Genomic DNA, 21,512 nt, shown 5'->3' with positions numbered 1-21,512 from the left:
GCCGGTGTAGCTCAGTCGGTAGAGCAGCTCATTCGTAATGAGAAGGTCGGGTGTTCGATTCATCTCTCCGGCACCAATACAGCAAAGGAAACCCCGCTATCTTTTTGGTAGCGGGGTTTTTGCTTTTGGGTTCCATGTAGCCACCATGTAGCCACCGGTACAGGGTTTCTGCACTTTTTGGGGGCCTGCACCGCCTGCACTTTGCTGGTGCTGGTGGCCGTGTTGGCCAGGCAGTGGCACCAGGTCAGCAGCTCGGCGGCGTTGCGCAGCAGTGCATTGCCGACACCATCGCCAGCAGTAGGCGCACGGTGCTGGCGCTGGTCGATGTGGTGGGGGTCACTTTCTTTTTTGTTGGCATTTTTGTTGGTACTTTTGACCAAAACAGCCATACCACATAGGCAAATTCGATTCCTCAACAAGGAACCGAACTACCAACATCGGTACCAGCCAAAGAAAAACCCGGCACATGGGCCGGGTCTGGAAAGTTGAGCGGGTTTAGGGTTTAGGTGCTTTAGCAGCGCTTCCACAATTCAACTTGAGCGGGGCGAATTACCCCTTGTGGGCTGGGCCCTGGGAGTACCTACTGGGGGTGGCGCTGGTGGCCGGGCCATCACATCACCCCCTAAGCAAAAGTTGGTGAACACTCCGTGAGTGCGGCTCGAATTACCCGTACTGGGGAAAGCCCAGGGAGAACCTATTGCCTGGCGTACAGGCGCCAGTGCAGCGCCACGGCCTGCGGGCACGGTGGCAGTGGTGCTGCCTTGGGCATCCTGGCCGTGTGCCAGGGGCTGGGCAGTTGGATGTGAACATCGGCAGCCAGTCTGTGGGCCAGCGCCAGCGATATGCCGTAGTGCCTGGCGATCTTGCGCAGGCTCCAGCCGCGTACCCGATCTGCCTTGATAGAGGCGTCACGCTGGGCACGGGCGGCAGGTGTGGGGGCACGGGGCATGGCGGTTGTCAGTAAGTTGCAGGGCGGCTGTGTAGGCCTGTCACGGGGCACGAATTACCCGCATTGGACAAGCCCCGGGAGTACCTTGCGCGCGTCAGCAGCGGCACAGCATCCACCAGGTGGCCGGGTCGGCCTCCACGGTGGCATCGTCGGCCAGGCCCGGCTCGTCATCGGCTGGCGCAGACAGAGGTGCCAGCAGCGATGCACTCCAGCGTGCGCGCCACGGGCCACGGTCGGCGCGGTAGAACAGAACAGGCTCTGCGCCCACGGCCTGGGCCTGGCGCTGCGCCTGCGCCCACCACTGGGCCACCAGGCCGGGCGTGATGGTGGCGTACCTTTTGCACTCCATTGACCAGCCAGGCAGGCCCTCCAGGTCGTCCTCGTCCTTGAGGCCGCGCACGCGGCGGGCGATGGGGTAGCCCGTGATCTCAGACAGCAGTCGGGCCAGCTCACGCTCACCGCTCTTTCCCTTGTCTCGGCTCATGCCTGCCATGGTCAGACCGCCCCCACGGTTTGCAGGCGGTGCCACACAGCGGCGACGGCCTGGGCATCGGCCAGGTTGTAGGCGGCAATGTCGTCGTGCTGGCCAGCCTGCCAGGCGTCGAACACCTTGGCGCCGTCCATGCCGCCTTCCTTGGGGCTGGGCAGGCCCAGAGCACGACAAAGGCTGTCCAGCGAGATGCGGCCACCGTAGCCAGCCCACAGCAGCATGGTGCAGACAGGGCCACGACCAGGCCGGGCGCTCGGGGGCGGCAGCCATCGGGGGATGCGCAGGCCATGCACGGCCATGCGGCGCCACAGGAACGGCACGTCGAATGCGGCGTTGTGGGCAACGATGCGATGGTCGTCCAGCGGAAATGCGCTGCTGGCGCTGGCGCTGGTAGCCAGCTTGTGGCATTCGTCGCGCGTCCAGCCATCCACCACGTCGATGAACTCTTGCAGCAGCGCAGCTTCGGATTCACCCACGGCACGGCAGCGCACCCACTCGCGGCCATCGCCATCGGTCACGGCCACGCTGACGATCTCGCCAGCGGTGCCCCCGTCCAGCGATTGTTTGCGCCATGCGTCCTGCGCTGCGCCGTCGGCCTCGCTGGCCCACCAGGCGGCGATGCTCTCGGGCTTCTTCAGGGTGGCCGGGGGCTTGATGGTGGCGCGCACCTGCGCCAGCGCATCGTGGTGTTGGCTGGGGATGCTCTCAATGTCGAGGTACAGATTCATGGTGTTCTCCGGGTCAGAAGGGGATGTCATCGGCCATGTCGGCAAAGTCGGGCACAGGCTCGGTCGCGTAGGCGGGCGGCTCGGGCATGGCCTGGGCTGGCGCTGGTGCTACTGTTTTGGTAGCTGCTTGCGCTTGGCTGGCGGGCGCTGAGGGCTGATTTGCTCCAAGGGCAATGGTCTTGGGTGGGGTCAGGCGCTGGTATTCGGGGCTGGCCTCGATCTGCTCTTGCAGCTTGCGGTGCAGTTGCGCGAATGCCGACCAGTCGGGTGTGGCGCTGCTCATATCCCAGAACAGCAGCGGTTCAGTGCCAGCGTGGACGGCAAGGCCCTTGGGCGGGCGCATGAGCGCTGCAATGTTGCTGTACGTGCGGTCGCCTTTGGTGGTCGTGATGACGCTCACGAACACGGTGGCGCCCAGCACGTTGTGCATGTCGAAGGCGCGCAATTCCTCGGGGGTGAAGTCACGGCCACGGGCGCCTGCCAGGTCTTTGCGCAGGGCTGATTTCTCGTGCAGTGACAAGGTGTAGCGCTTGCTGAGCACATAGGGCTGCCCGTCATCACGCCGCACCTCATCGCTCAAGACTTCAAATCCCATGATGGCCTTGCGCGCGGTCTTGATCTCGCCGTTGTAGTCGGCTGTTTGCGTGCCCGCGTCAACGATGCGGCACACGCGCGCCAGGTAGGAGCCGGGGGGGCAGGGTTGGTAGTTGCTGGTGGCGTTTTCTGAAACGATCATGGTGTTTTTCTCAGTGGTTGGTTGTTTTTGGACGTGGCTCGGTCTTTGATGGCGGTCGTTTTTCGGTCTTGTGGGGGGGTGCTCAGGCGCTGCGCACGGCCTGGGCGAGTTGGTCGTACAGGCGCTGGCCGGTGTCGCAGCGCTCGCCGCGTCCAGCGCCAGCGGTTTTGCAGGTGGTGCAAGTCCAGTGATGTGCCAGGTAGATGGCATCCAGGCGGCGCCATGCAGCATCCAGGTGCAGCCACACGCGCGGGGCTGGTGGTGTCGGTGGCAGTGCTGCTGGTGCTGGGCGCGGCGCTGGTGGGAGGCAGGCGCGCAGGTACTGGTACAGGCTGGCGCGCTGCTCGGGGGTGGTGGCCTGCACGTCCTGCACCCACTGCGCCCGGGCCTGGGGGTTGGCGCCGGTGCGGTCGCAGTACGCCTGGGCCAAGGTCAGCAGGCGGGCGTGGCCGGGGTCGGGTGCAGGTGCTTGTGGGTGCGTAGCCACCCCGTGGCTACTGGCTACAGTGGCTACGCTGGCTACGCTGGCTACAGCGGCTACAGATTGGGCCGGGTCGTTAGCCACCGTTTTCGATGCGTGGCTAATGGCTAATGTGGCTAATCCGGCTAATTTGGCTAACGCCTCGGGGCTTTTGGGGCTGTTTGGCTGGTTTTCGTTAGCCAAATTAGCCACGTTAGCCGGATTAGCCATTAGCCAGGCGTTGTCAGCCGTGGTTTGTGCGGTGCTGCGGATGGCGCCCAAGTCCAGGTCAAACACCACGGCGCACCTCCCATTCCTTGCCTATGGGGCGGATGTAGCCGCGTCCTGCCAGTTCCTCCAGCAGCAGGCCAATGCCCTTGGCCTTGAGACTGCGCACGGCGCGTGGTGTCTTTTGCAGCACCAGTGCCGCGCTGACAAACTGCCCCTGCGCCTGCATCCACTCCAGCAGCGTGCGCAAACGCTTGTCTGCCTGCTGCTGCTTGCCCGTGCCCATCAGGCGCAGATGCTCGTTCAGGTAGAAGCCCACGATCTGGATGGCACCGTCCATGGCCTGGGCGCCCACCTCCAGCGCCTCAGGGTCGTTGAACAGGGTAATCACGCCAGCAATGCGCGCGGCCTGTTCTGCGGCCTTGGATGCGAACGGGCGGGCGTCTGCCAGCTCTTTGCCGTCTGCCTGTTCGGCCTCAATGGCGTTGTAGAACGCAATCCACAGCGCACGGGCCTGGGCGTCGAGGCTCAGGCCACGGGGATTCAGCTCGCAGCCGTCGCCACCCTCGTACAGCGTGGGGGTGGTATCCAGCAAGCGGGCCATGCACGCGGCGTAGTCCTGCACCGCTGGGTGGTCGGCAGGGTTCTCGCCACGGTAGGGGCGCTGGCCGGCCATCGTGATGGGCTGAGCGATCAGGCAGCGCGCCAAAAAGCCCTGACCATCGGCCAGCGGGTCGGCCAGCAGTTGGCGCAGCAGCAATGGCTGCACCATGATGCTGAGCGACAGGCGGCGTCCCAGCAGCGAACTGAAACCGCTGCCGCCACGCATGATGGTCAGGGACTCGCCACCCCACGACTTCAGGTAAAACGCCAACGAACCCATGCGGTTTGCATCCTTCATGCTGTGCCCGCCGAAAATCTCGCCGCCTTCCGCGCTGAAAACACCCAGACTGCTTTGGCCCTTGAGCAAACGGGCGGCACCCTCCACCGTGGCGTTGCTCAGGGTTAGGGTCTGCAACTTGGGCTCCTGGGGTTCGGGGTCGCCCTTCTGGCGCGCGGCCAGTTCCTCCCGGTACGCCTCCATGGCGTGGTGGTGCTTGCGCGACTGAATCTTGCTGCGGCGTGCGATCTCCACACAGGCCACGTCATCCACACCACTTTTGCGGTCGCCGCTGGCGCCGGATGTGACGATGAACAGGGACAGCGGCTTGCGCTGGCCATGGGGCAGCACCACGTCTGCCAGGGGCTGCGCGGCCAGGGCAGCAGCCGCCAGCACACTGCCCCCGGCCATGGCATCCGGGGCCTGCACGGTGTCTGCGATGGCCTGGGCGGCGTGGCCCAGCACATCGCCCAGCGCGGCAAACGGAAACGGCTTGGGCGCTTCGGTGTCGCCGCAGTCGTCGTCCAGCGCGATCAGCTCGGGCCACCAGTCATCGGGCGGGGTGCCACGGGTGGCCAGCTCTTCCAGGTCGTGGATTTGGGCTGCCAGTGTGGCGGCGGCGTCCGAGGTCTTGGCGGCAAGGGCTGCATCCCCGGCTTCAACGGCGCGGGCGGTGCGGGCGTCCAGCTCGGCCAGTTCGCGGCGCATGGCCTGGGCCTGGGCAGCGCAGTCGTTGCGGTAGCGCTGGGTGGTGGCGTTGACCTGCGCCAGCTCGGCGGCGGCGTCGTGGTGGGGGTCACGGGCGTTCATTGCTCGGCCTCCTTCGCTGCGGCGCCTGCCGCGTCGAGGGCGTGAATCAAAACATCGATGCGCTGATTGGCCAGGGCCTCAATTCCGGCAGCCATGGCCTGCAAGTGAATTACCTCCAGTTCGGTGGCGGTGCTGGCCGAAAAAGCCAAGTTTGAGATGTGCAGCAGCGTGGCCAGGTCGGCATCTAGCGCTCGGACGGCAGCGTGCAGGGCGTCGGTGGTGCTCATGCTGCACCGCCTTCCAGCGATTGCAGTCGGCGCAGGGCCACCAGCCCTTGACGCAGTTTGCGTGCTGCTGCCGCGTAGTTGTGCCGTGCGGCGTACCAGCGCGCCATGGCGCAAGCGTTGACGGCCTCAAAGTGCAGGGCAACGGTATCGGCGGGGGTGGGGAAAAGTGCGGGCGCAGTGCGGCCCTGGGGGGTGTTAGCCATGGTGGCTCCTACTGAACAGGTAGTAACCCTGCCGCTCATCGCTTCCGACGATGGGTGGCAGGCCGTGTAGGGTCGGAAGACCGGCAGTAGGCACCGGCGCACCCTCGCGGGTGCCCCCACACGGCCCGCCAAAAAGGAAAGCCATGTGTGCCATGCGCAGCGCATGGGCGTAAAAAAGCCGCTGTCCAAATTGGGCGCGGCTGCTGCGCCTACTGATTTCCGGGCTTCCGACCCGTAGTGCTTTGCAGCACCGACGCGAACTTTATCACGGCCCCAGCCCGAAGGCGAAGCACACCAGATGCGCAGCATGGTGTTGTTCGCCGCGCTCTCCAGCGCCAGCCCGGCGGCGTAGGCCGTCACAACCAACGCCAGCATTACGCGGCCCCCAGCAAGGCACGGATGGCAGCCACGGGCCAGCCCAAACGGCCATGAATGCGAACAGGGCGCAAGGGGCCATCCTCGTTGCAGGCCCAGCCGCGCAGGGTTTGGGGGCGGCGTTGCAGGTAGTGTGCGGCCTGCTCAGTGGGAACGGTGGGGCGGTTGACCAGCTCCAGCGGTGGCCAGGTCTGGGCGGTGGTGGCAGCGCTGTGGGTGGCGCTGCTGTGTTGGGCGGGTGTCGATTGCATCGCTTTGCATTCCGTGGTGTTGGTTTGCAGCGATGTTTTTCCGGGTAGGTTGATTTCTCCTACCTTATCGGCTCTGGCGTCCGCTTATCGGCTCTGGCATCCGCTTATCGGGCGTTTGTCATGCGCTCGATGGCCTTGCGCAGAGATTCAAGGCCCGCAGCTTTGGTGTTGCCTGTTGAGTCGTAATAGTTGAATCCGTCCGCAAGAACCTGGGCAATTTCTTGAGGCTGGTTGGCGTGCCATACCTCCAGAACATCGCGGGCAGTGGGCCGGGGTTCTCCAGCGCGATGCGCTGCGCTCAGAACGTTGAACAGGGGTAACGTGTAGCCCCTGTATCGGGCGGGGGCTGTCACACGCCAGGCAGGCGGCTCGCTGGTGCTGGCTGTTGTCACTGGTGCATCGCTGGCGCTGGTAGGCGCGGCGGTCTGGGCTGGCGCTGGTGGCTTCGCTGCTGTGGCAGGCGCCACCCCTACGGCCTTGAACCATGCCGCGATGTGGGGGCTGGGTTCTTCGTCCTGACGTGCCAGCCAGGCGGCGAAGTCGTGGGCGGTGATGTGGTGCAGCGTTACATCCCGATATTGCGCTGGCTGGGTGTAGGCATAGAACCTGCCGCCACGGGTGTATTGGTCAGGCCAGCTTCTCGTGGATGAAGTTGGAAAAACATCTTTTTCTGAACTTACTTGAACTGTCTCGGTGGTCGTCGTGTGCTCGATGGCCCCGGCAGCCAGCGCCAGCTCGATCAGTTTGCACCAGGTGGCGGCTTTGCTGCGCCGGGTCTTCATGTCCAGGCCATCGCGCCAGGCTTGCAATGATGCCAAACGGTCTGGAGTGATGGTTTTGGGCCAACCCTGGGCAGGGTCAAAGTTCAGTATCCGTGCAGCTTCAATCAGGTGCAGTGTCATGTGCGCCCCTTCATGGCGCCCTTCAAATGGTGCCCCAGCAGGCGGGTGAAGGTGTCCCGCTTTTCAGCCCGGTTTCGAGGCGGGCCTATCTGGGGCGTAAACGGGTCAGGCGTGGGCGTTGTCTCGCGTCACTGCCACGCGCAGGCCAGCAGCGCCCAGCACGGCCAGCAGCGTTTTTACGGTGGGGTTGCCCCTGGGCCCCAGTGCGCGGTAAAGGGTTTCGCGCGGTATGCCAGCACGCTGGGCCACAGCGGCCATGCCCTGGGCCTCGGCTACATGGCGCAGCGCGGCCAGCAATGCGGCCTGCCCGCCGGGCTGGTCGGCTTCTTCCAGTGCTGCGGCCAAGTATTCATTGGCAAAGTCGGGGGCTGCCTTGAGCAGTTCCACCACAGCGGCGTCGTGCGGGCGGCTTGCGGGTGGCTTGTGGGTGGTCATATCGGCTTGCGGTGTTCAGGCGTGGGCTGGCTCGCGTCCCTCAAAGGCCATGCGTGCGATGAACCCTGAGCGCGTCTCGCCAGCGCTGCGGGCGCGTGCATCCAGGCGGTGCAGTACGCGGCGGGGCAGACTGATGTTCACGCGCTCCAGCGTGTCATCCAGCATGGCTGGGTCAACCTTCACCAGCGCCCACGGCCAGCCCTCAAATTCAGGGTGTGCAGCCCGTAGGGCCTGAATGTCAGACGGCGCAGGTATGTCCTGACCAGCGTCAAGGGCGCATTCAATCCAGGCGGCAATGGCAGCCTCGGCCTGCACCATGGCCTGTTCCAGCGTGTCGCCAGCAGAAAAGCAGCCGGGCAGGTCGGGCACCACCACGCCCCACGCGGTGGATTCGTTGCCAGGCTCGATGGCGATGGGGTAGTGCATGGGTGTGCTCCTTTCAGATACCGGCTTGCCGCCGGATGGCTTTGACCAGCCCTTGGCCCAAGTCTTTCTTGGGATGGGGAACCACCACGATGCCGGGGCGGTCTGGGTGCTTGAAGATGTGGTGTGAACCGTTCACGCGATCAAGCTGCCAGCCTGCGCGCTGCATGTCTCGTATCAGGTCGGCACTGGTCATCGTGTGGATGCTACACACCTCAACGGGCCTGAACAAGGGTGATTGCTTGTCAGCGGCGCCAGCGCCAGCACGGTTTTGCTATTTATTTGATAGCTGCTTGCGCCCGCTGAATAAGGGCTAGCGCTGGTTTTTGCTGGTAAATCAGGCTGTAGCCACTGTAGCCACTGTAGCCACTGTAGCCACTGTAGCCAGTAGCCACGGGGTCGAAACCGTTAGCCAGATTAGCCAGATTAGCCACGTTAGCCGGATTAGCCATTAGCCACGGGGTGGCTACGTCATCACTCGGCCCCTGCGCCACCGGCCACCACGCGCAGTTTGCCGGGTTCGCTGGCGCTGGTGAACTGCACCCCGGCCAATCCCAGAATGTGCGCTTCCACTTGCTCGGCATAGGGCCGCAGCTCGCCAATGCTCAGAACGGCATAGCCCTCGGCAACGGCGCTGGGTGCGTGCCCGCTGATTTGCGCTGGTACGCCCGCAGGCACGACCCGGCGCGCGTGCTGAATGAAGGTGCGGCGCAGGTCGTGGAACGTCAGGTGGGGCACGCCCGCGCTTTGCAGGGCCTTGGCGTGGGCGTCACGGGCGTCAGCGATGTGCCCGGTTTTGCTGTCGGCGGCAAACACGTAGGGCCCCACCCTGGGCAGCGTGGCCAGTAGCTGCGCCAGGTAGGGTGTCAGGGGGATGGTTCTGGTGCTGGTGGCCTTATCGGCAAGGGTCAGTTTGCGCCACTGAAAATCCACGTCCTGCCATTGGATGGCGGCCACTTCCTCGCGCCGGGCGCCGGTCAGCAGCAGCGTTTTCAGGTAGGCGCTGGCAGTGCGGTTTCCCAGCTCCTCCACGCCCTGCCACCAGCCGGGCACCTGGGCGGCCTCCAGTGCGCCCGTGCGGCGCTTGGTGGGCGGCAGGTTTTCCACGATGCGCGGGTCTTTGGGCGCTTCGCGGTCGGCCAGTGCGCGGTATTCAGGCTGTCCACTGCACCAGCGCAAAAAGCCCTGAAACATCCCACGGGCGCGGGCGGCCTGGTCTTTGCCGCGCAGGGCTTCGCAGTCGTACCAGATGGCCAGCGCATCGGGCGTCACGTCCACCAGCGCCAGCCCCATGAGAGGGTGCAGCGGGCCGGGCAGCGTCAGCCCTTGCCCGCGCTTTTTGGGGGCACCGCCTGGGCTGGCCATGCTTTCCAGGTCGGCACGGTAGCGCGGCTTCCAGGCGTCTTTGCGCTTGGGCCTGCCCTGCGCCAGGTACAGGGGCCACAGCTCACCCACGGTCAGGGCCTGGGCACTGGCAGCAGCCTGGGCGGCGGCTTTGTCTGCCTGTTGCTGGCGCTCTATCTCGCGGGGGTCTTGCCCGTTGTCCAGCAGCACGGCCAGGCGGCGCGCTTCGGTGCGGGCCTGTTCAATTGACCAGGTGCGAACGTCCCCAATGGTGCGCCGGATGGTTTGGCGGTTCAGCTTCGCCTCAAACACAAACGCCTTCGCGCCAGCGGCAGTTACCCGCACGCGCAGGCCGGGCGCTTCGCTGTCGCGCATGAACGCTTGTTCCTTGCCAGCGGGGCAGGCCAGGCGCTCGATGGTGCCAGCGGTCAGGTTCTGGCGCGCGGCCAGGTCGGGGGTGTCGGTCTTTTTGGGGCGGGCCATGCTGTGCTTTCTGCGGTCAGGGGGTTGGCTACACTACGCGGCCTGTTTGGCGGCCATGTAGCCACCATGTAGCCACCATGTAGCCAAAAACACCCTATTTTGGCGAATATCAATCAACACCAGCGCTGTGCAAAAACCCTAAAAATGCACCTAAGTTGCTGATTTACATAGGACAAATCAACGCCGGTCAACGACTCCGAAACATTCTATCTGCTCATTCGTAATGAGAAGGTCGGGTGTTCGATTCATCTCTCCGGCACCAATACAAAACCCCGCTATCCACACGGTAGCGGGGTTTTTTTACATGCGGCCCAATGGCGGATGTAAGACGATGTCCACTGGCCCCGCAACAGCGATTTGATCCACCACCCGCCATGAATGCTCCCCGCCCCGCACCCCGCCCCGCGCCTGCCGACCACGCTGCGCTTGGCGCACCCCCTGCCGCCCCACCCGTCGCTGCGCCCCTGGTCAACGCCACCCGGCGCGTGGCCGTGGCCAGTTTGCTGGGGCTGATTGTGCTGAGCCTGGCCTGGGAGCTGTTTCTGGCGCCGCTGCGCCCGGGGGGCTCGTGGCTGGCGCTCAAAGCCCTGCCGCTGTGCATTCCGCTGGCCGGCTTCCTGAAAAACCGCATGTACACCTACCGCTGGGTCAGTCTGATGGTGTGGCTGTATTTCACCGAAGGCGTGGTGCGCGCCTGGAGCGACCGCGCGCCCAGCAACTGGCTGGCCCTGCTGGAAGTGGTACTGTGCCTGCTGCTGTTTACTGCCTGCACCATGCACATCCGCCTGCGCCTGCGCAGCGCCCGCCCGGCCAGTGCCGATACAGCCCCGGCACCCAGCGCGGCCGACACGGCCCGCACCGCCTGAACACCGCGCGCACCTGTACGCTTATCCGCCGCCCACTTTCTGCCCCGCACCACCACTGGAGTTCCACCTATGCCAGAGCCGATGCCCGCACTGATCGAATCCCTGCGCCGCGCCGTGGGCGCCGCCCATGTGCTGACCGAGGGCGACCTCGGCGCCTACGAGCAAGACTGGCGCCGCCGCCGCACCGGCAAGGCGCTGGCCGTGGTGCGCCCGGCCAACGCTGCCGAGGTGGCCGCCGTGGTGCGCTGCTGCGCGCAGGCGGGCGTGGCCATCGTGCCCCAGGGCGGCAACACCAGCCTGTCGGTCGGCTCCACGCCCGACGGCTCGGGCCGCGAGGTGGTGCTCAGCCTCACGCGCATGAACGCGGTGCGCGGCATCGACAAAGACAACCTCACGATGACGGTGGAGGCCGGCTGCATCCTGCAAAACGTCCAGCACGCCGCTGACCAGGCGGGCCTGCTGTTCCCCCTCTCGCTGGCCGCTGAGGGCAGCTGCACCATCGGCGGCAACCTGGCCAGCAATGCCGGTGGCACGCAGGTGCTGCGCTACGGCAATGCGCGCGAACTGTGCCTGGGCCTGGAAGTGGTCACGGCACAGGGCGAGGTCTGGGACGGCCTGCGCGGCCTGCGCAAAGACAACACCGGTTACGACCTGCGCGACCTGTTCATCGGCAGCGAGGGCACGCTGGGCATCATCACCGCTGCCACGCTCAAGCTCTACCCCAAGCCCGCAGCGCAGCTCACTGCCTGGGCTGCCGTGCCCTCGATGGAACACGCCGTCGCCTTGCTGGGCCTGGCGCACCAGCACCTGGGCGCGGGCCTGACGGGCTTTGAAGTCATGGGCCGCTTTGCCCTGGAGCTGGTGAACAAGCACTACCCGCAACTGCGCGTACCCTTCATCGACCAGAGCGGCGTGCCCTACGGCGTGCTGCTGGAAAACTCCGACAGCGAATCCGAAGACCACGCCCGCACCCGCTTTGAGGCGCTGATGGAAGCCGCCTTCGAGGCCGGCTGCGTGCAAGACGCCGTGGTGGCCGAGAACCTCGCGCAGGCGCACACCCTGTGGCACATCCGCGAAAGCATCCCGCTGGCGCAGGCCGAAGAGGGGCTGAACATCAAGCACGACATCTCGGTGCCCATCTCGCGCATCCCGGCGTTTGTGGCGCACACCGAGGCCCTGCTGGCGCGCGAAGTGCCCGGCGTGCGGCTGGTCAACTTTGGCCACCTGGGCGATGGCAACCTGCACTTCAACGTGCAGGCGCCTGCCGAGGGCGACGCCAAAGCTTTTCTGCGCGACCAGGAAGCGCGCGTCAACGCGCTGGTGTACGACGCCGTGGCGCAGTTTGGCGGCTCGTTCTCCGCCGAGCACGGCGTGGGCGCGCTCAAGGTGGAGACGCTGGCGCAGTACCAGTCGCCCGTGGCGCTGGGCCTGATGCACGCCATCAAGCAGGCGCTGGACCCGCAGAACCTGCTCAACCCGGGCCGCGTGCTGGGTGCGCAGCAGCCACCATCCTCCACCTGAATACTATTGATTTCATAGCTGCTTGCGCGCTGTGCGCAAGGCTCAGAGCCTGTTTTTATCTGATTTTTTGCCATGCCATCCCGCCCCATCCGCTCCCAGTACGAAGACCTGATGCGCCACGTGTTCACGCACGGCGTGACCAAAGCCGACCGCACCGGCACCGGCACGAAAAGCGTGTTCGGACACCAGATGCGCTTTGACCTGAAGGAAGGCTTTCCGCTGATCACCACCAAAAAAGTCCACCTCAAAAGCATCATCGTGGAGCTGTTGTGGTTTCTCACCGGCTCCAGCAGCAACCACTGGCTGACCGAGCGCGGCGTGAGCATCTGGAACGAATGGGCCCGCCCCGACGGCGACCTCGGCCCCGTGTATGGCGTGCAGTGGCGCAGCTGGCCCACGCCGGATGGCGGCCACATCGACCAGATCAGCCAGGCGATCGACACGCTCAAAACCAACCCCGACTCGCGCCGCATCATCGTCAGCAGCTGGAACGTGGCCGAGCTGGACAAAATGGCGCTCATGCCCTGCCACGCTTTTTTCCAGTTCTATGTGGCGCCCGCCACCGAACCCGGCGGCAAAGGCACCTTGAGCTGCCAGCTCTACCAGCGCAGCGCCGACATCTTTTTGGGCGTGCCCTTCAACATTGCCAGCTACGCGCTGCTGACGCACATGGTGGCCCAGCAGTGCGACCTGCAGGTGGGCGATTTCATCTGGACGGGGGGCGACTGCCACCTCTACAGCAACCACTTCGAGCAGGTGCAAACGCAGCTGGCGCGCACGCCCTACCCCTACCCCCAGCTCCACATCCAGCGCCGCCCGGATTCGATCTTCGACTACCAGTACGAAGACTTTGAAGTGACGGACTACCAACACCACCCGGCCATCAAGGCGCCGGTGGCGGTCTAGACCACATGCAGGCGCGCGCACGCACCATCGCACCTTTGTTTTTTTACCCTCACCTTCCAACCACACCATGTCTTCCGGCGGATTTCACGTACACGGCCCCCACGACCACGCTATTGAACATGCCACGCACGGCGGCGACCACCACCACGATGCGGGCCATGAGGCAAGCGGCGTAGCCACCAGCCGCATTGCCATGGTGACTGCCATCGTCGCCACCGTGGGGGCACTGTTTTCTTACATGGGTGGCGCCACGCAAACCAACGCCGGGCTGTACAAAAACGATGCGGCCATCAAAAAAACCGAAGCCGCCAACCAGTGGACTTACTTCCAGTCCAAAAGCACCAAACAGCACCTGACCGAAGTCTCACGCGACCTGAATCCGAGCCCGGAAGACAAAACCAAATACCAAGCCCAGATTGACCGCTACGAAAAAGAGAAGAACGACATCAAGGCGGCAGCAGAAAAGCTGGAGCAAGAATCCAGCGCCTGGGATCACAAGAGCGAGGCGCAAATGCACGAGCACCACCGCTGGGCCCAGGCCACCACCGCCTTGCAGATCGCCATTGCCCTGGCCGCCATCGCCCTGCTGACGAAAAAGAAATGGCTGGAATACGCCATGTTCGGCGTGGCCGGCGTGGGCATTGCCGTGGGTGGACTGGCGTTTTTGCACATCTGACACACCATGCCTGTGCATTTGATTTACGCCCGCGCCGCCAACGGCGTCATTGGCAAAGACGGCACCATGCCCTGGCACCTGCCAGAAGACCTGGCGCACTTCAAGCAGCTCACGCTGGGCTGCCCGGTCATCATGGGGCGCAAAACCTGGGACTCGCTGCCCGCGCGCTTTCGGCCCCTGCCCGGGCGCAGCAACACCGTCATCACGCGCCAGCCAGATTGGCATGAAAACGGCGTGCAGCGCGCATCCAGCCTGCGCGAAGCGCTACAACTTCATGAGCACCACAACAGCACCATCTGGGTCATCGGCGGCGCGCAAATCTACGCCCAGGCCCTGCCCCTGGCTGATTGCGTGGAAGTGACAGAAATCGGCCAAGACTTTGATGGCGACGCCTACGCCCCCACGCTGGGCCCCGAATGGAAAGAGGCCGCGCGCGAGCACCACACCAGCGCCAGCGGCCTGCCGTTTTGCTTTGTGCGCTACCTGCGCGCTGCCTGAACACCACCCGGGCACCGCCTGCGCGCCGACAACCCTGGCAGCGTGGCACGGCACCCGCCACCACTTCACTCATTTATTGATAGCTGCTAGCGCACACCACACAAGGTCTGGAGGCCAAAAAACCATGCAAATCGCCACCTGGAACGTCAACTCCCTTACCGTGCGCCTGCCCCAGGTGCTGGACTGGCTGGCAGCCCACCCGGTGGACGTGCTGGCCCTGCAAGAGCTCAAACTCACCGACGACAAGTTTCCGTTGGCCGCGCTGCAAGCGGCGGGCTACCACGCCGCCGCCTTCGGCCAGAAAACCTACAACGGCGTGGCCCTGCTGGCGCGCAGCCCGCTGCGCGACGTAGTGCGCAACATCCCCGGCTTTGACGACGAACAGGCCCGGGTGATTGCCGCCACCATCGACACCCCCGGCGGCGCGCTGCGGCTGGTGAACGGCTACTTCGTCAATGGCCAGGCGCCGGGCAGCGACAAATTCGCCTACAAACTGCGCTGGCTGGCCGCACTGCACGACTGGCTGCGCACCGAGCTGGCCCAGCACCCGCGTCTGGTGCTGCTGGGCGACTTCAACGTCGCCCCCGAAGACCGCGACTCCTACGACCCCGAGGGCCTGCGCGGCACCATCCACCACACGCCGGAAGAACGCGCGCATTTTCAGAGCCTGCTGGCGCTGGGCATGGCCGATGCATACCGTTTGTTCGAGCAGCCCGAGAAAAGCTACTCGTGGTGGGACTACCGCATGCTGGGTTTTCAGAAAAACCGGGGCCTGCGCATTGACCACATCCTGCTCAGCGATGCCCTGCGCAGCCACGCCAGCGCCTGCACCATCGACCGCGCCCCGCGCAAAAACCCCCAGCCCAGCGACCACGCGCCCGTGGTAGTGACGCTGGCCGAGTGAGGCAGTTCAGCCACGATTGCTCACAAATGTAAAGACACCGTAGGGCTGTGGGATTACAGTCGGAGCGACTTACCTGACAAGGAGTGCCGACATGAATTTCCTATCCGTGCGCAACCGCTTGGCATCCTTGCTGCTGTGCGCTGCGCTTGTAGCGCCTGCAATGGCGCAAACCGTCCTGGCGCTGCCCGCAGCCCAGGCGCCTGGTAGCGATGTACGCCAGGCGTTGACCGTGCCCCCTGGCGGCACGCTGCGCCTGGAGCGCCTGAAGCTGGACGAAGCCAGCGGCGAAGTGGCCAGCGCAGACCTGCGCCGCACCAACGTCGGCAGCGCGCCACTGCTGGTCGTGCATTCGGGCACGAAAGTGACCACCACACGCCCCGCACCGCGCGCCCATTTCACCGGCCAGCTGGTGGGCGACCCCAAAAGCAGCGTGTTTGTCTCCATAGATGAACAGGGCGCCCTGCGCAGCATCGTGCGCCGTGGCGAAGAAGTGTTTGTCAGCGACATGCCTGCGCCTGGCACTGCGGGCAACGCCAGCACCACACCGGGTACGGCCAGCCTGCCAGCACTGCGCGCACGCCGCGTGGAACGCACCGCAGATGCTCCAAGCAAGCCTTTTGCATGCGGTGTCAATGACGAGTTCATCGAGAGAAACTACGCTCCGCCCTCTGCCGCTTTGCTGGAAAACCTGCGCAAGAACCACCAGCGCGCTGGCCTGCTGGGCGCAGCATCGCGCGGCGCCGAAGCGCTGGGCACGCAGCGGCGCGCCGACATCATCATCGAGACCGACTACGAGTTGTTCCAGCGCCTGGGCAGCAGCAGCGCCGTCAATGCCTACGTCACCGACCTGATGGGCTATGTCAGCTCGCAGTACGAGAGCGAAATCGGCTCGCGCTTGAATGTGACGCAGATCAACGTGTACAGCAGCAGCGCCGACCCCTGGACGGGCAGCTCTACCAATGTCTTGCTGGATGAACTACAGGCCTACTGGAACGCCTCCAGCCGGTTCAGTCAGCCACGCCACCATGTCCATTTGCTGAGCGCACGCAATGCGGGCGGTGGCATTGCTTACATCAATACCTTGCCTGGTGATGCCAAAGATTACGCTTACGGCGTCAGTGCCGAGATTGACGGTGGCTTTTCGGCCAGTAGCCCCCAAATCGTTTGGGATGCTGTGGTGGTAGCCCATGAAATCGGCCACGCTTTTGGCAGTTCCCACACGCATAGCTTTGACAACCCCTACGTTGGATCCAACGAGGGCGGTGCCATCGACTGCTGCTATTCCGAATCCCGTGGGACGCAATGCACCAACTTGCTCGGCGGCATAAATCGCCCTGGCCGCTTACCCGGCATCAACTCCATCAGTGGTGGCATTGCCAGCACTGGTGCTGGCACCATCATGAGCTACTGCGACCAGATCAACGGAGGTCTGACGGATCTAAGCTTCAATTTCGGCACCAACCACACCCGGGGCGTCAATCCTTGGCGCGTGGCCAGCGTGCTGCAAAGCAGCGCCCAAACGTACCTGCCACTGGACAACGTGGTGCAAAACTACACCCTGTCGGTGTCGCGCCAGGGCACAGGCAGTGGGACCGTGACCAGCAGCCCGGTGGGTATCAGCTGCGGCAGTACCTGCTCGGCCAGCTACGCGGCGGGCACATCGGTCACTTTGAGCGCACAGCCTGCATCGGGCAGCACGTTCAGCGGCTGGAGCGGCGCTTGCACTGGCACCAGCAGCTGCACCGTCAGCATGGACAGCGCCCGCAGCGTGACCGCCAGCTTCACCGCAGCGGCCACCACCCGCTTGGTTACGCTCACCAAGTCGGGTACGGGCACCGGCAGCGTCACCAGCAGCCCAGCAGGCCTGAGCTGCGGCAGCACCTGCTCCAGCGCATCGGCCAGCTTTGCCAGCACCAGCGCCATCACCCTGACGGCGCAGGCTGCCAGCGGCAGCACCTTTGTCGGCTGGAGCGGCGCTTGCAGCGGCACCAGCAGCAGTTGCACCATTGCTGCCGGCACCAGCAGCGCCAACGTCACGGCCAGCTTCAACACCAGTACCGGTGGCGGCACCATCACGCCCTTGGCGCAAACCAATCTGTCGGGCGCCTCGGGCTCTTTTCAGTATTTCTCTGTAGCAGTGCCTGCGGGTGCCACGAATCTGAGCATCCAGACCAGCGGTGGCACGGGCGATGTCGATTTGTATGTGCGCTTTGGCCAGAGCCCCACACGCAGTGCCTACGATTGCCTCTCTGACAACTACGGCAATACTGAAATCTGCACCGCCAGCAATCCGACGGCTGGCACCTACTACATCATGCTGGAAGGGTATGTGGCCTTCAGCGGCCTGACACTGACGGCCAGCTACCAAACCGGCGCCACACAAAACTACTCCCTGACCGTCGCACGCCAGGGCACAGGCAGCGGCACCGTCACCAGCAGCCCGGCGGGCATCAGCTGCGGCAGTACCTGCTCGGCCAGCTACGCGGCCGGCACCTCCGTAACCTTGAGCGCACAGCCCGCATCGGGTAGCACGTTTGCAGGCTGGGGCGGCGCTTGCAGCGGCACCAGCAGCTGCACGGTCAGCATGAGCGCAGCGCGCAGCGTCACCGCCAGCTTCACCGCCAGCAGTGGCGGCGGCCCGCTGGCCGACCCGGTGGTGTTCGTGACGCAGCAGTACCGGGACTTTCTGGGCCGCAGCCCAGAGAGCACGGCGCTGAACTACTGGGTCAACCAGCTCAACGCGGGCACGGCTACGCGGGCACAGGTAATCCAGACACTGATGAACTCCACTGAATTCCAGGGCCGATTTGGGCCACTGGTGCGCCTGTACACCGCCTACTTCCGACGGGTACCTGACTACGGCGGCCTGATGTACTGGTTCAACGCCATGTACCCCAGCAGCGGTGGTGGCACCAGCCTGGCGCAAGTCTCGCAGGCCTTTGCGCAGTCGCAAGAGTTCATCGGCACCTATGGGGCATTGGACAACGCTGGCTTTGTCAACCTCGTGTACCAAAACGTGCTGGGCCGTACTGCCGAGCCGGCCGGTTTTACGTATTGGTTGGGAGAGCTCAATCGTGGCATGTCGCGTGGGCAGATGATGATTGGCTTTTCGGAGTCGGCAGAAAACCAGGCGAATACGGCCAATTCGCAAGGCATCACTCTGGCGCACGTGGGCATGCTCAAGCGCAGCCCCAATACCAGCGAACATGACCGGTGGCTGGCGGACATGAACGCGGGCCGGGCCAATCTGCTCTCGCTGATCAACAGCCTGTTGCAATCGTCAGAGTACGCCGCCCGCTTCTGAAGCAAAAAGCGCCCTCGGGCGCTCTTATTTGAATAGCTGCCAGCGCTTATCCTGTAAGCCCTGGCGGCTTTTTTTATGCCAACTTGTCGTGCGTACGGGTATCAAAATCGCTGGCATCGTGGCGCTCGTGCAGTTGGCTGGCAGGGTCGCCCCAGGTGCGGTTGGCCATGCGGCCGCGCTGCACCGCCGGGCGCTTTGCAATCTGCTCGGCCCAGCGCAGCACGTGGGTGTATTCATGCACCTGCAAAAACTCCGCTGCATCGTAGAGCTGGCCCAGGGCCAGGGCGCCGTACCAGGGCCAGGCGGCCATGTCGGCCACGGTGTAGGCGTCGCCCGCCAAAAACTCGTGCGTGGCAAGGCGCTGGTTGAGCACATCCATCTGGCGCTTGGCTTCCATGGCGTAGCGGTTGATGGCGTACTCGATCTTGGTTGGCGCGTAGGCGTAAAAATGGCCAAAGCCGCCGCCCAGAAACGGCGCGCTGCCCATCTGCCAAAACAGCCACGACAGGCACTCGGCGCGCGCCGCACCGCTGGCGGGCACAAAGGCACCAAACTTCTCGGCCAGATACAACAGGATGGCGCCAGACTCAAACACGCGCACCGGCTCGGCGCCGCTGCGGTCCATCAGCGCCGGAATTTTGGAGTTGGGGTTGACCGCGACAAAGCCGCTGCTGAACTGCGCCCCCTGCTGGATGGGAATCAGCCAGGCGTCGTACTCGGCGCCGCTGTGGCCCAGGGCCAGCAGCTCTTCCAGCATCACCGTCACCTTGACGCCGTTGGGTGTGGCCAGCGAATACAGCTGCAACGGGTGCTTGCCCACCGGCAACTCTTGCTCGTGCGTGGCACCGGCGATGGGCCGGTTGATGTTGGCAAACTTGCCGCCGCTCTCTTGGTTCCATTGCCAGATGGCGGGCGGGGTGTAAGGGGATGAATCGGTCATATCCAAGCTCCAAGAACAGATCAAAAAACTCCAGCGCAGGGCCGTTGCCACAACCCATAGTTCAGGCTGCGCTAGCGTGGGGTGTCAATGCGCCTCGTCCCAGTTGCGGCCCACGCCCACTTCGGCCAGCAAGGGCACGCGCAGGTCAGCCACGCTGGCCATGAGGCGCGGGATTTCATGGCGCAGCCAGTCCACCTCGCTCTCGGGCAGCTCGAACACCAGTTCGTCGTGTACCTGCAAGATCATTTTGATGGCAGGCTGGTGCGCGTCCAGCGCTTGCTGCACCTTCACCATGGCCAGTTTGATCAGGTCGGCAGCCGTGCCCTGCATGGGTGCGTTGATGGCGGCGCGCTCGGCGGCGGCGCGGCGCGGGCCGTTGGGGGAGTTGATCTCGGGCAGGTACAGGCGCCGGCCGAGCACGGTTTCGACATAGCCCATGGCTTTGGCCTGGGCTTTGGTGTCGTCCATGTACTGCTTCACGCCAGGGTAGCGCTGGAAGTATTTGTCGATATAGGCGGCAGCGGCCTTGGTTTCAATGCCTAAGTTTTTCGCCAGGCCAAAGCTGCTCATGCCGTAAATCAGGCCAAAGTTGATGACCTTGGCGTAGCGGCGCTGCTCGCTGGTGACCTGGTGGACGCTGACGCCAAACACCTCGGCGGCCGTGGCGCGGTGGACATCCAACCCCTGCTGAAAGGCGTGCAAAAGCGCATGGTCGCCCGAGAGGTGGGCCATGATGCGCAGCTCAATTTGGCTGTAGTCGGCGCTGGCCAGCACGCAGCCGGGCGGTGCCACAAAGGCTGCGCGAATGCGCCGCCCCTCGGGCGTGCGGATCGGGATGTTCTGCAAATTGGGCTCGGCGCTGGAGAGCCGCCCGGTCACGGCCACGGCCTGCGCATAGTGGGTGTGAACGCGCCCGGTGCGCGGCAAGGCCAGTTGCGCCAGCTTGTCGGTGTAGGTGCCCTTGAGCTTGCTCAAGGAACGGTGTTCCAGCAGCTTGGCTGGCAGCGGGTAGTCCAGCGCCAGCTTTTCCAGCACTTCTTCATCGGTGCTGCGCGCGCCGGTGGCGGTTTTTTTGACGACGGGCATGCCCAGCTTGTCGAAAAAAATCTCGCCCAGCTGCTTGGGGCTGGCCAGGTTGAAGGGCTGGCCCGCAATCTCGTAGGCCTCTTGCTCCAGCTGCAAGATGCGCTGGCCCAGCTCGTGGCTTTGCGTGGCCAGCGTGGGGGCATCAATCAGCACGCCGTTGCGCTCGATGCGGTAGAGGGCTTCGCTGCTCTGCATTTCCAGGGCGTAGATGGCACTCAGCTTGTCGTCGGCCTGCAACAGCGGCCACAAGGCGCCATGCACCTGCAAGGTCTGGTCGGCGTCTTCGCCCGCATATTCGGCGGCTTTGGCCACATCGACCTGCGCAAACGGTATCTGGTGCGCGCCTTTGCCGCACAGGTCTTCGTAGGCGATGCCGCTGCGGCCCAGGTGGCGCTGGGCCAGGCTGGTGAGGTTGTGCGGCTTGTGGACTTCCAGCACATAGCTTTGCAGCATGGTGTCGTGGGCGTAGCCCTGCACTTCGATGCCGTGGTTGGCAAAGACGTGGCGGTCGTACTTGATGTGCTGGCCCAGCTTGGGGCGGCTGGCGTCTTGCAGCCAGGGCTTGAGCCGGGCCAGCACCGCATCGAACGGCAATTGCTCGGGGGCGTCGGGGCCTGCGTGGCGCAGCGGAATGTAGGCGGCCTCGCCCGGCTGCACGCTGAAAGAGATGCCGACGATCTCCGCGCGCATGGCGTCCAGCGAGGTGGTTTCGGTGTCGATGGCGACCAGCTCGGCGCCCTGGAGGCGTGCCAGCCAGCGGTCAAAGTCGGCCCAGGTCAGCAGGGTGTCGCAGCGCAGGGGGCTGGCGGGGTCAGCGCTGGCAGGATCGGTGGTGGTGTCTGGGCCATCTGGGGGCGCCGTCGTGGTGTCAGCGCCTGCGGTGGCGG

23 protein-coding genes and 1 tRNA gene are annotated in these 21,512 nt (G+C 64.6%); 8 read left to right on the top strand and 16 right to left on the bottom strand.

All coding sequences use genetic code 11. The features are described 5' to 3' along the window. A tRNA-Thr gene (locus tag PHX69_RS06995) sits at window positions 1-76 on the top strand. 618 nt (window positions 77-694) lie between these two features. On the opposite strand, the gene PHX69_RS06990 is transcribed toward PHX69_RS06995, so the two are convergent. The 14 genes from PHX69_RS06990 to PHX69_RS06925 all read right to left on the bottom strand — a co-directional run bounded on the left by PHX69_RS06990 (window position 695) and on the right by PHX69_RS06925 (window position 9,924). Then, window positions 695-949: a hypothetical protein gene (locus PHX69_RS06990; RefSeq protein ID WP_288043023.1), complete on the bottom strand. Its 255-nt coding sequence runs from the start codon at window positions 947-949 to the stop codon at window positions 695-697. Between the two features lie 94 nt (window positions 950-1,043). Then, window positions 1,044-1,433, bottom strand: a complete 390-nt coding sequence (locus PHX69_RS06985; protein ID WP_288043022.1) for a putative PDDEXK endonuclease — start codon at window positions 1,431-1,433, stop codon at window positions 1,044-1,046. A gap of 11 nt (window positions 1,434-1,444) precedes the next feature. After that, window positions 1,445-2,167, bottom strand: a complete 723-nt coding sequence (locus PHX69_RS06980; RefSeq protein ID WP_288043021.1) for a 3'-5' exonuclease family protein — start codon at window positions 2,165-2,167, stop codon at window positions 1,445-1,447. Between the two features lie 13 nt (window positions 2,168-2,180). Further along, window positions 2,181-2,903 (bottom strand): phage replication initiation protein, NGO0469 family, encoded by a 723-nt coding sequence (locus tag PHX69_RS06975; RefSeq protein WP_288043020.1) that lies wholly within the window; start codon window positions 2,901-2,903, stop codon window positions 2,181-2,183. Between the two features lie 82 nt (window positions 2,904-2,985). After that, window positions 2,986-3,390, bottom strand: a complete 405-nt coding sequence (locus tag PHX69_RS06970) for a hypothetical protein (RefSeq protein WP_288043019.1) — start codon at window positions 3,388-3,390, stop codon at window positions 2,986-2,988. Between the two features lie 262 nt (window positions 3,391-3,652). Then, window positions 3,653-5,281, bottom strand: coding sequence for a YfjI family protein (locus PHX69_RS06965; protein ID WP_288043017.1), 1,629 nt, complete (start codon window positions 5,279-5,281; stop codon window positions 3,653-3,655). Further along, entirely contained in the window at window positions 5,278-5,508 is a 231-nt protein-coding gene (locus PHX69_RS06960; protein WP_288043016.1) for a hypothetical protein, read from the bottom strand. The genes PHX69_RS06965 and PHX69_RS06960 overlap by 4 nt, the downstream gene beginning before the upstream one ends. Continuing rightward, window positions 5,505-5,711: a hypothetical protein gene (locus PHX69_RS06955; protein ID WP_288043014.1), complete on the bottom strand. Its 207-nt coding sequence runs from the start codon at window positions 5,709-5,711 to the stop codon at window positions 5,505-5,507. Before PHX69_RS06955 ends, PHX69_RS06960 begins: the two co-directional genes overlap by 4 nt. A 374-nt stretch (window positions 5,712-6,085) precedes the next feature. After that, complete coding sequence (locus tag PHX69_RS06950; RefSeq protein WP_288043013.1) at window positions 6,086-6,337, bottom strand: hypothetical protein; 252 nt, start codon at window positions 6,335-6,337, stop codon at window positions 6,086-6,088. A 104-nt stretch (window positions 6,338-6,441) separates the two neighbouring features. Continuing rightward, on the bottom strand, window positions 6,442-7,239 hold the full coding sequence (locus PHX69_RS06945) for a hypothetical protein (protein WP_288043012.1): 798 nt from the start codon (window positions 7,237-7,239) through the stop codon (window positions 6,442-6,444). Window positions 7,240-7,344: 105 nt separating this feature from the next. Further along, a complete protein-coding gene (locus PHX69_RS06940; protein WP_288043011.1) occupies window positions 7,345-7,674 on the bottom strand; it encodes an addiction module antidote protein in 330 nt (109 codons plus the stop codon). A gap of 15 nt (window positions 7,675-7,689) precedes the next feature. Next, complete coding sequence (locus PHX69_RS06935) at window positions 7,690-8,100, bottom strand: type II toxin-antitoxin system HicB family antitoxin (protein ID WP_288043010.1); 411 nt, start codon at window positions 8,098-8,100, stop codon at window positions 7,690-7,692. 13 nt (window positions 8,101-8,113) lie between these two features. Beyond that, window positions 8,114-8,293 carry a type II toxin-antitoxin system HicA family toxin gene (locus PHX69_RS06930; RefSeq protein WP_288043009.1) on the bottom strand — a complete coding sequence of 60 codons (180 nt, stop codon included), beginning with the start codon at window positions 8,291-8,293 and terminating at the stop codon, window positions 8,114-8,116. Window positions 8,294-8,571: 278 nt separating this feature from the next. Further along, window positions 8,572-9,924, bottom strand: coding sequence for a tyrosine-type recombinase/integrase (locus PHX69_RS06925; RefSeq protein WP_288043008.1), 1,353 nt, complete (start codon window positions 9,922-9,924; stop codon window positions 8,572-8,574). 374 nt (window positions 9,925-10,298) lie between these two features. Between PHX69_RS06925 and PHX69_RS06920 the strand changes: the two genes are divergently transcribed. The 7 genes from PHX69_RS06920 to PHX69_RS06890 all read left to right on the top strand — a co-directional run bounded on the left by PHX69_RS06920 (window position 10,299) and on the right by PHX69_RS06890 (window position 18,599). Then, window positions 10,299-10,790 carry a DUF2069 domain-containing protein gene (locus tag PHX69_RS06920; protein ID WP_288043007.1) on the top strand — a complete coding sequence of 164 codons (492 nt, stop codon included), beginning with the start codon at window positions 10,299-10,301 and terminating at the stop codon, window positions 10,788-10,790. Window positions 10,791-10,859: 69 nt separating this feature from the next. Next, a complete protein-coding gene (locus PHX69_RS06915; protein WP_502958491.1) occupies window positions 10,860-12,311 on the top strand; it encodes an FAD-binding oxidoreductase in 1,452 nt (483 codons plus the stop codon). 72 nt (window positions 12,312-12,383) lie between these two features. Continuing rightward, on the top strand, window positions 12,384-13,217 hold the full coding sequence (locus PHX69_RS06910) for a thymidylate synthase (RefSeq protein WP_288043006.1): 834 nt from the start codon (window positions 12,384-12,386) through the stop codon (window positions 13,215-13,217). Window positions 13,218-13,284: 67 nt separating this feature from the next. Further along, the gene (locus PHX69_RS06905) at window positions 13,285-13,893 is read left to right on the top strand and encodes a DUF4337 domain-containing protein (protein WP_288043005.1); all 609 of its coding nucleotides are present in this window, start codon (window positions 13,285-13,287) and stop codon (window positions 13,891-13,893) included. A 6-nt stretch (window positions 13,894-13,899) separates the two neighbouring features. Further along, the gene (locus PHX69_RS06900) at window positions 13,900-14,391 is read left to right on the top strand and encodes a dihydrofolate reductase (protein ID WP_288043004.1); all 492 of its coding nucleotides are present in this window, start codon (window positions 13,900-13,902) and stop codon (window positions 14,389-14,391) included. 124 nt (window positions 14,392-14,515) lie between these two features. After that, window positions 14,516-15,295: an exodeoxyribonuclease III gene (locus PHX69_RS06895; protein ID WP_288043002.1), complete on the top strand. Its 780-nt coding sequence runs from the start codon at window positions 14,516-14,518 to the stop codon at window positions 15,293-15,295. A gap of 91 nt (window positions 15,296-15,386) precedes the next feature. Further along, the gene (locus PHX69_RS06890; protein ID WP_288043001.1) at window positions 15,387-18,599 is read left to right on the top strand and encodes a DUF4214 domain-containing protein; all 3,213 of its coding nucleotides are present in this window, start codon (window positions 15,387-15,389) and stop codon (window positions 18,597-18,599) included. 73 nt (window positions 18,600-18,672) lie between these two features. On the opposite strand, the gene yghU is transcribed toward PHX69_RS06890, so the two are convergent. Both yghU and polA read right to left on the bottom strand, forming a co-directional pair. Beyond that, window positions 18,673-19,539: a glutathione-dependent disulfide-bond oxidoreductase gene (gene yghU / locus PHX69_RS06885; protein ID WP_288043000.1), complete on the bottom strand. Its 867-nt coding sequence runs from the start codon at window positions 19,537-19,539 to the stop codon at window positions 18,673-18,675. A gap of 84 nt (window positions 19,540-19,623) precedes the next feature. Further along, window positions 19,624-21,512: DNA polymerase I (gene polA, locus PHX69_RS06880; RefSeq protein WP_288042999.1), on the bottom strand; the 1,889-nt coding region annotated here is incomplete at its 5' end.

Origin of the sequence: Simplicispira sp. (assembly GCF_028687295.1) — a bacterium.
GTDB classification, from domain to species: Bacteria; Pseudomonadota; Gammaproteobacteria; order Burkholderiales; family Burkholderiaceae_C; genus Simplicispira; species Simplicispira metamorpha.
The sequence above is the reverse complement of the archived record's forward strand: the minus strand, read 5'-3'. Positions and strand labels throughout refer to the sequence as shown.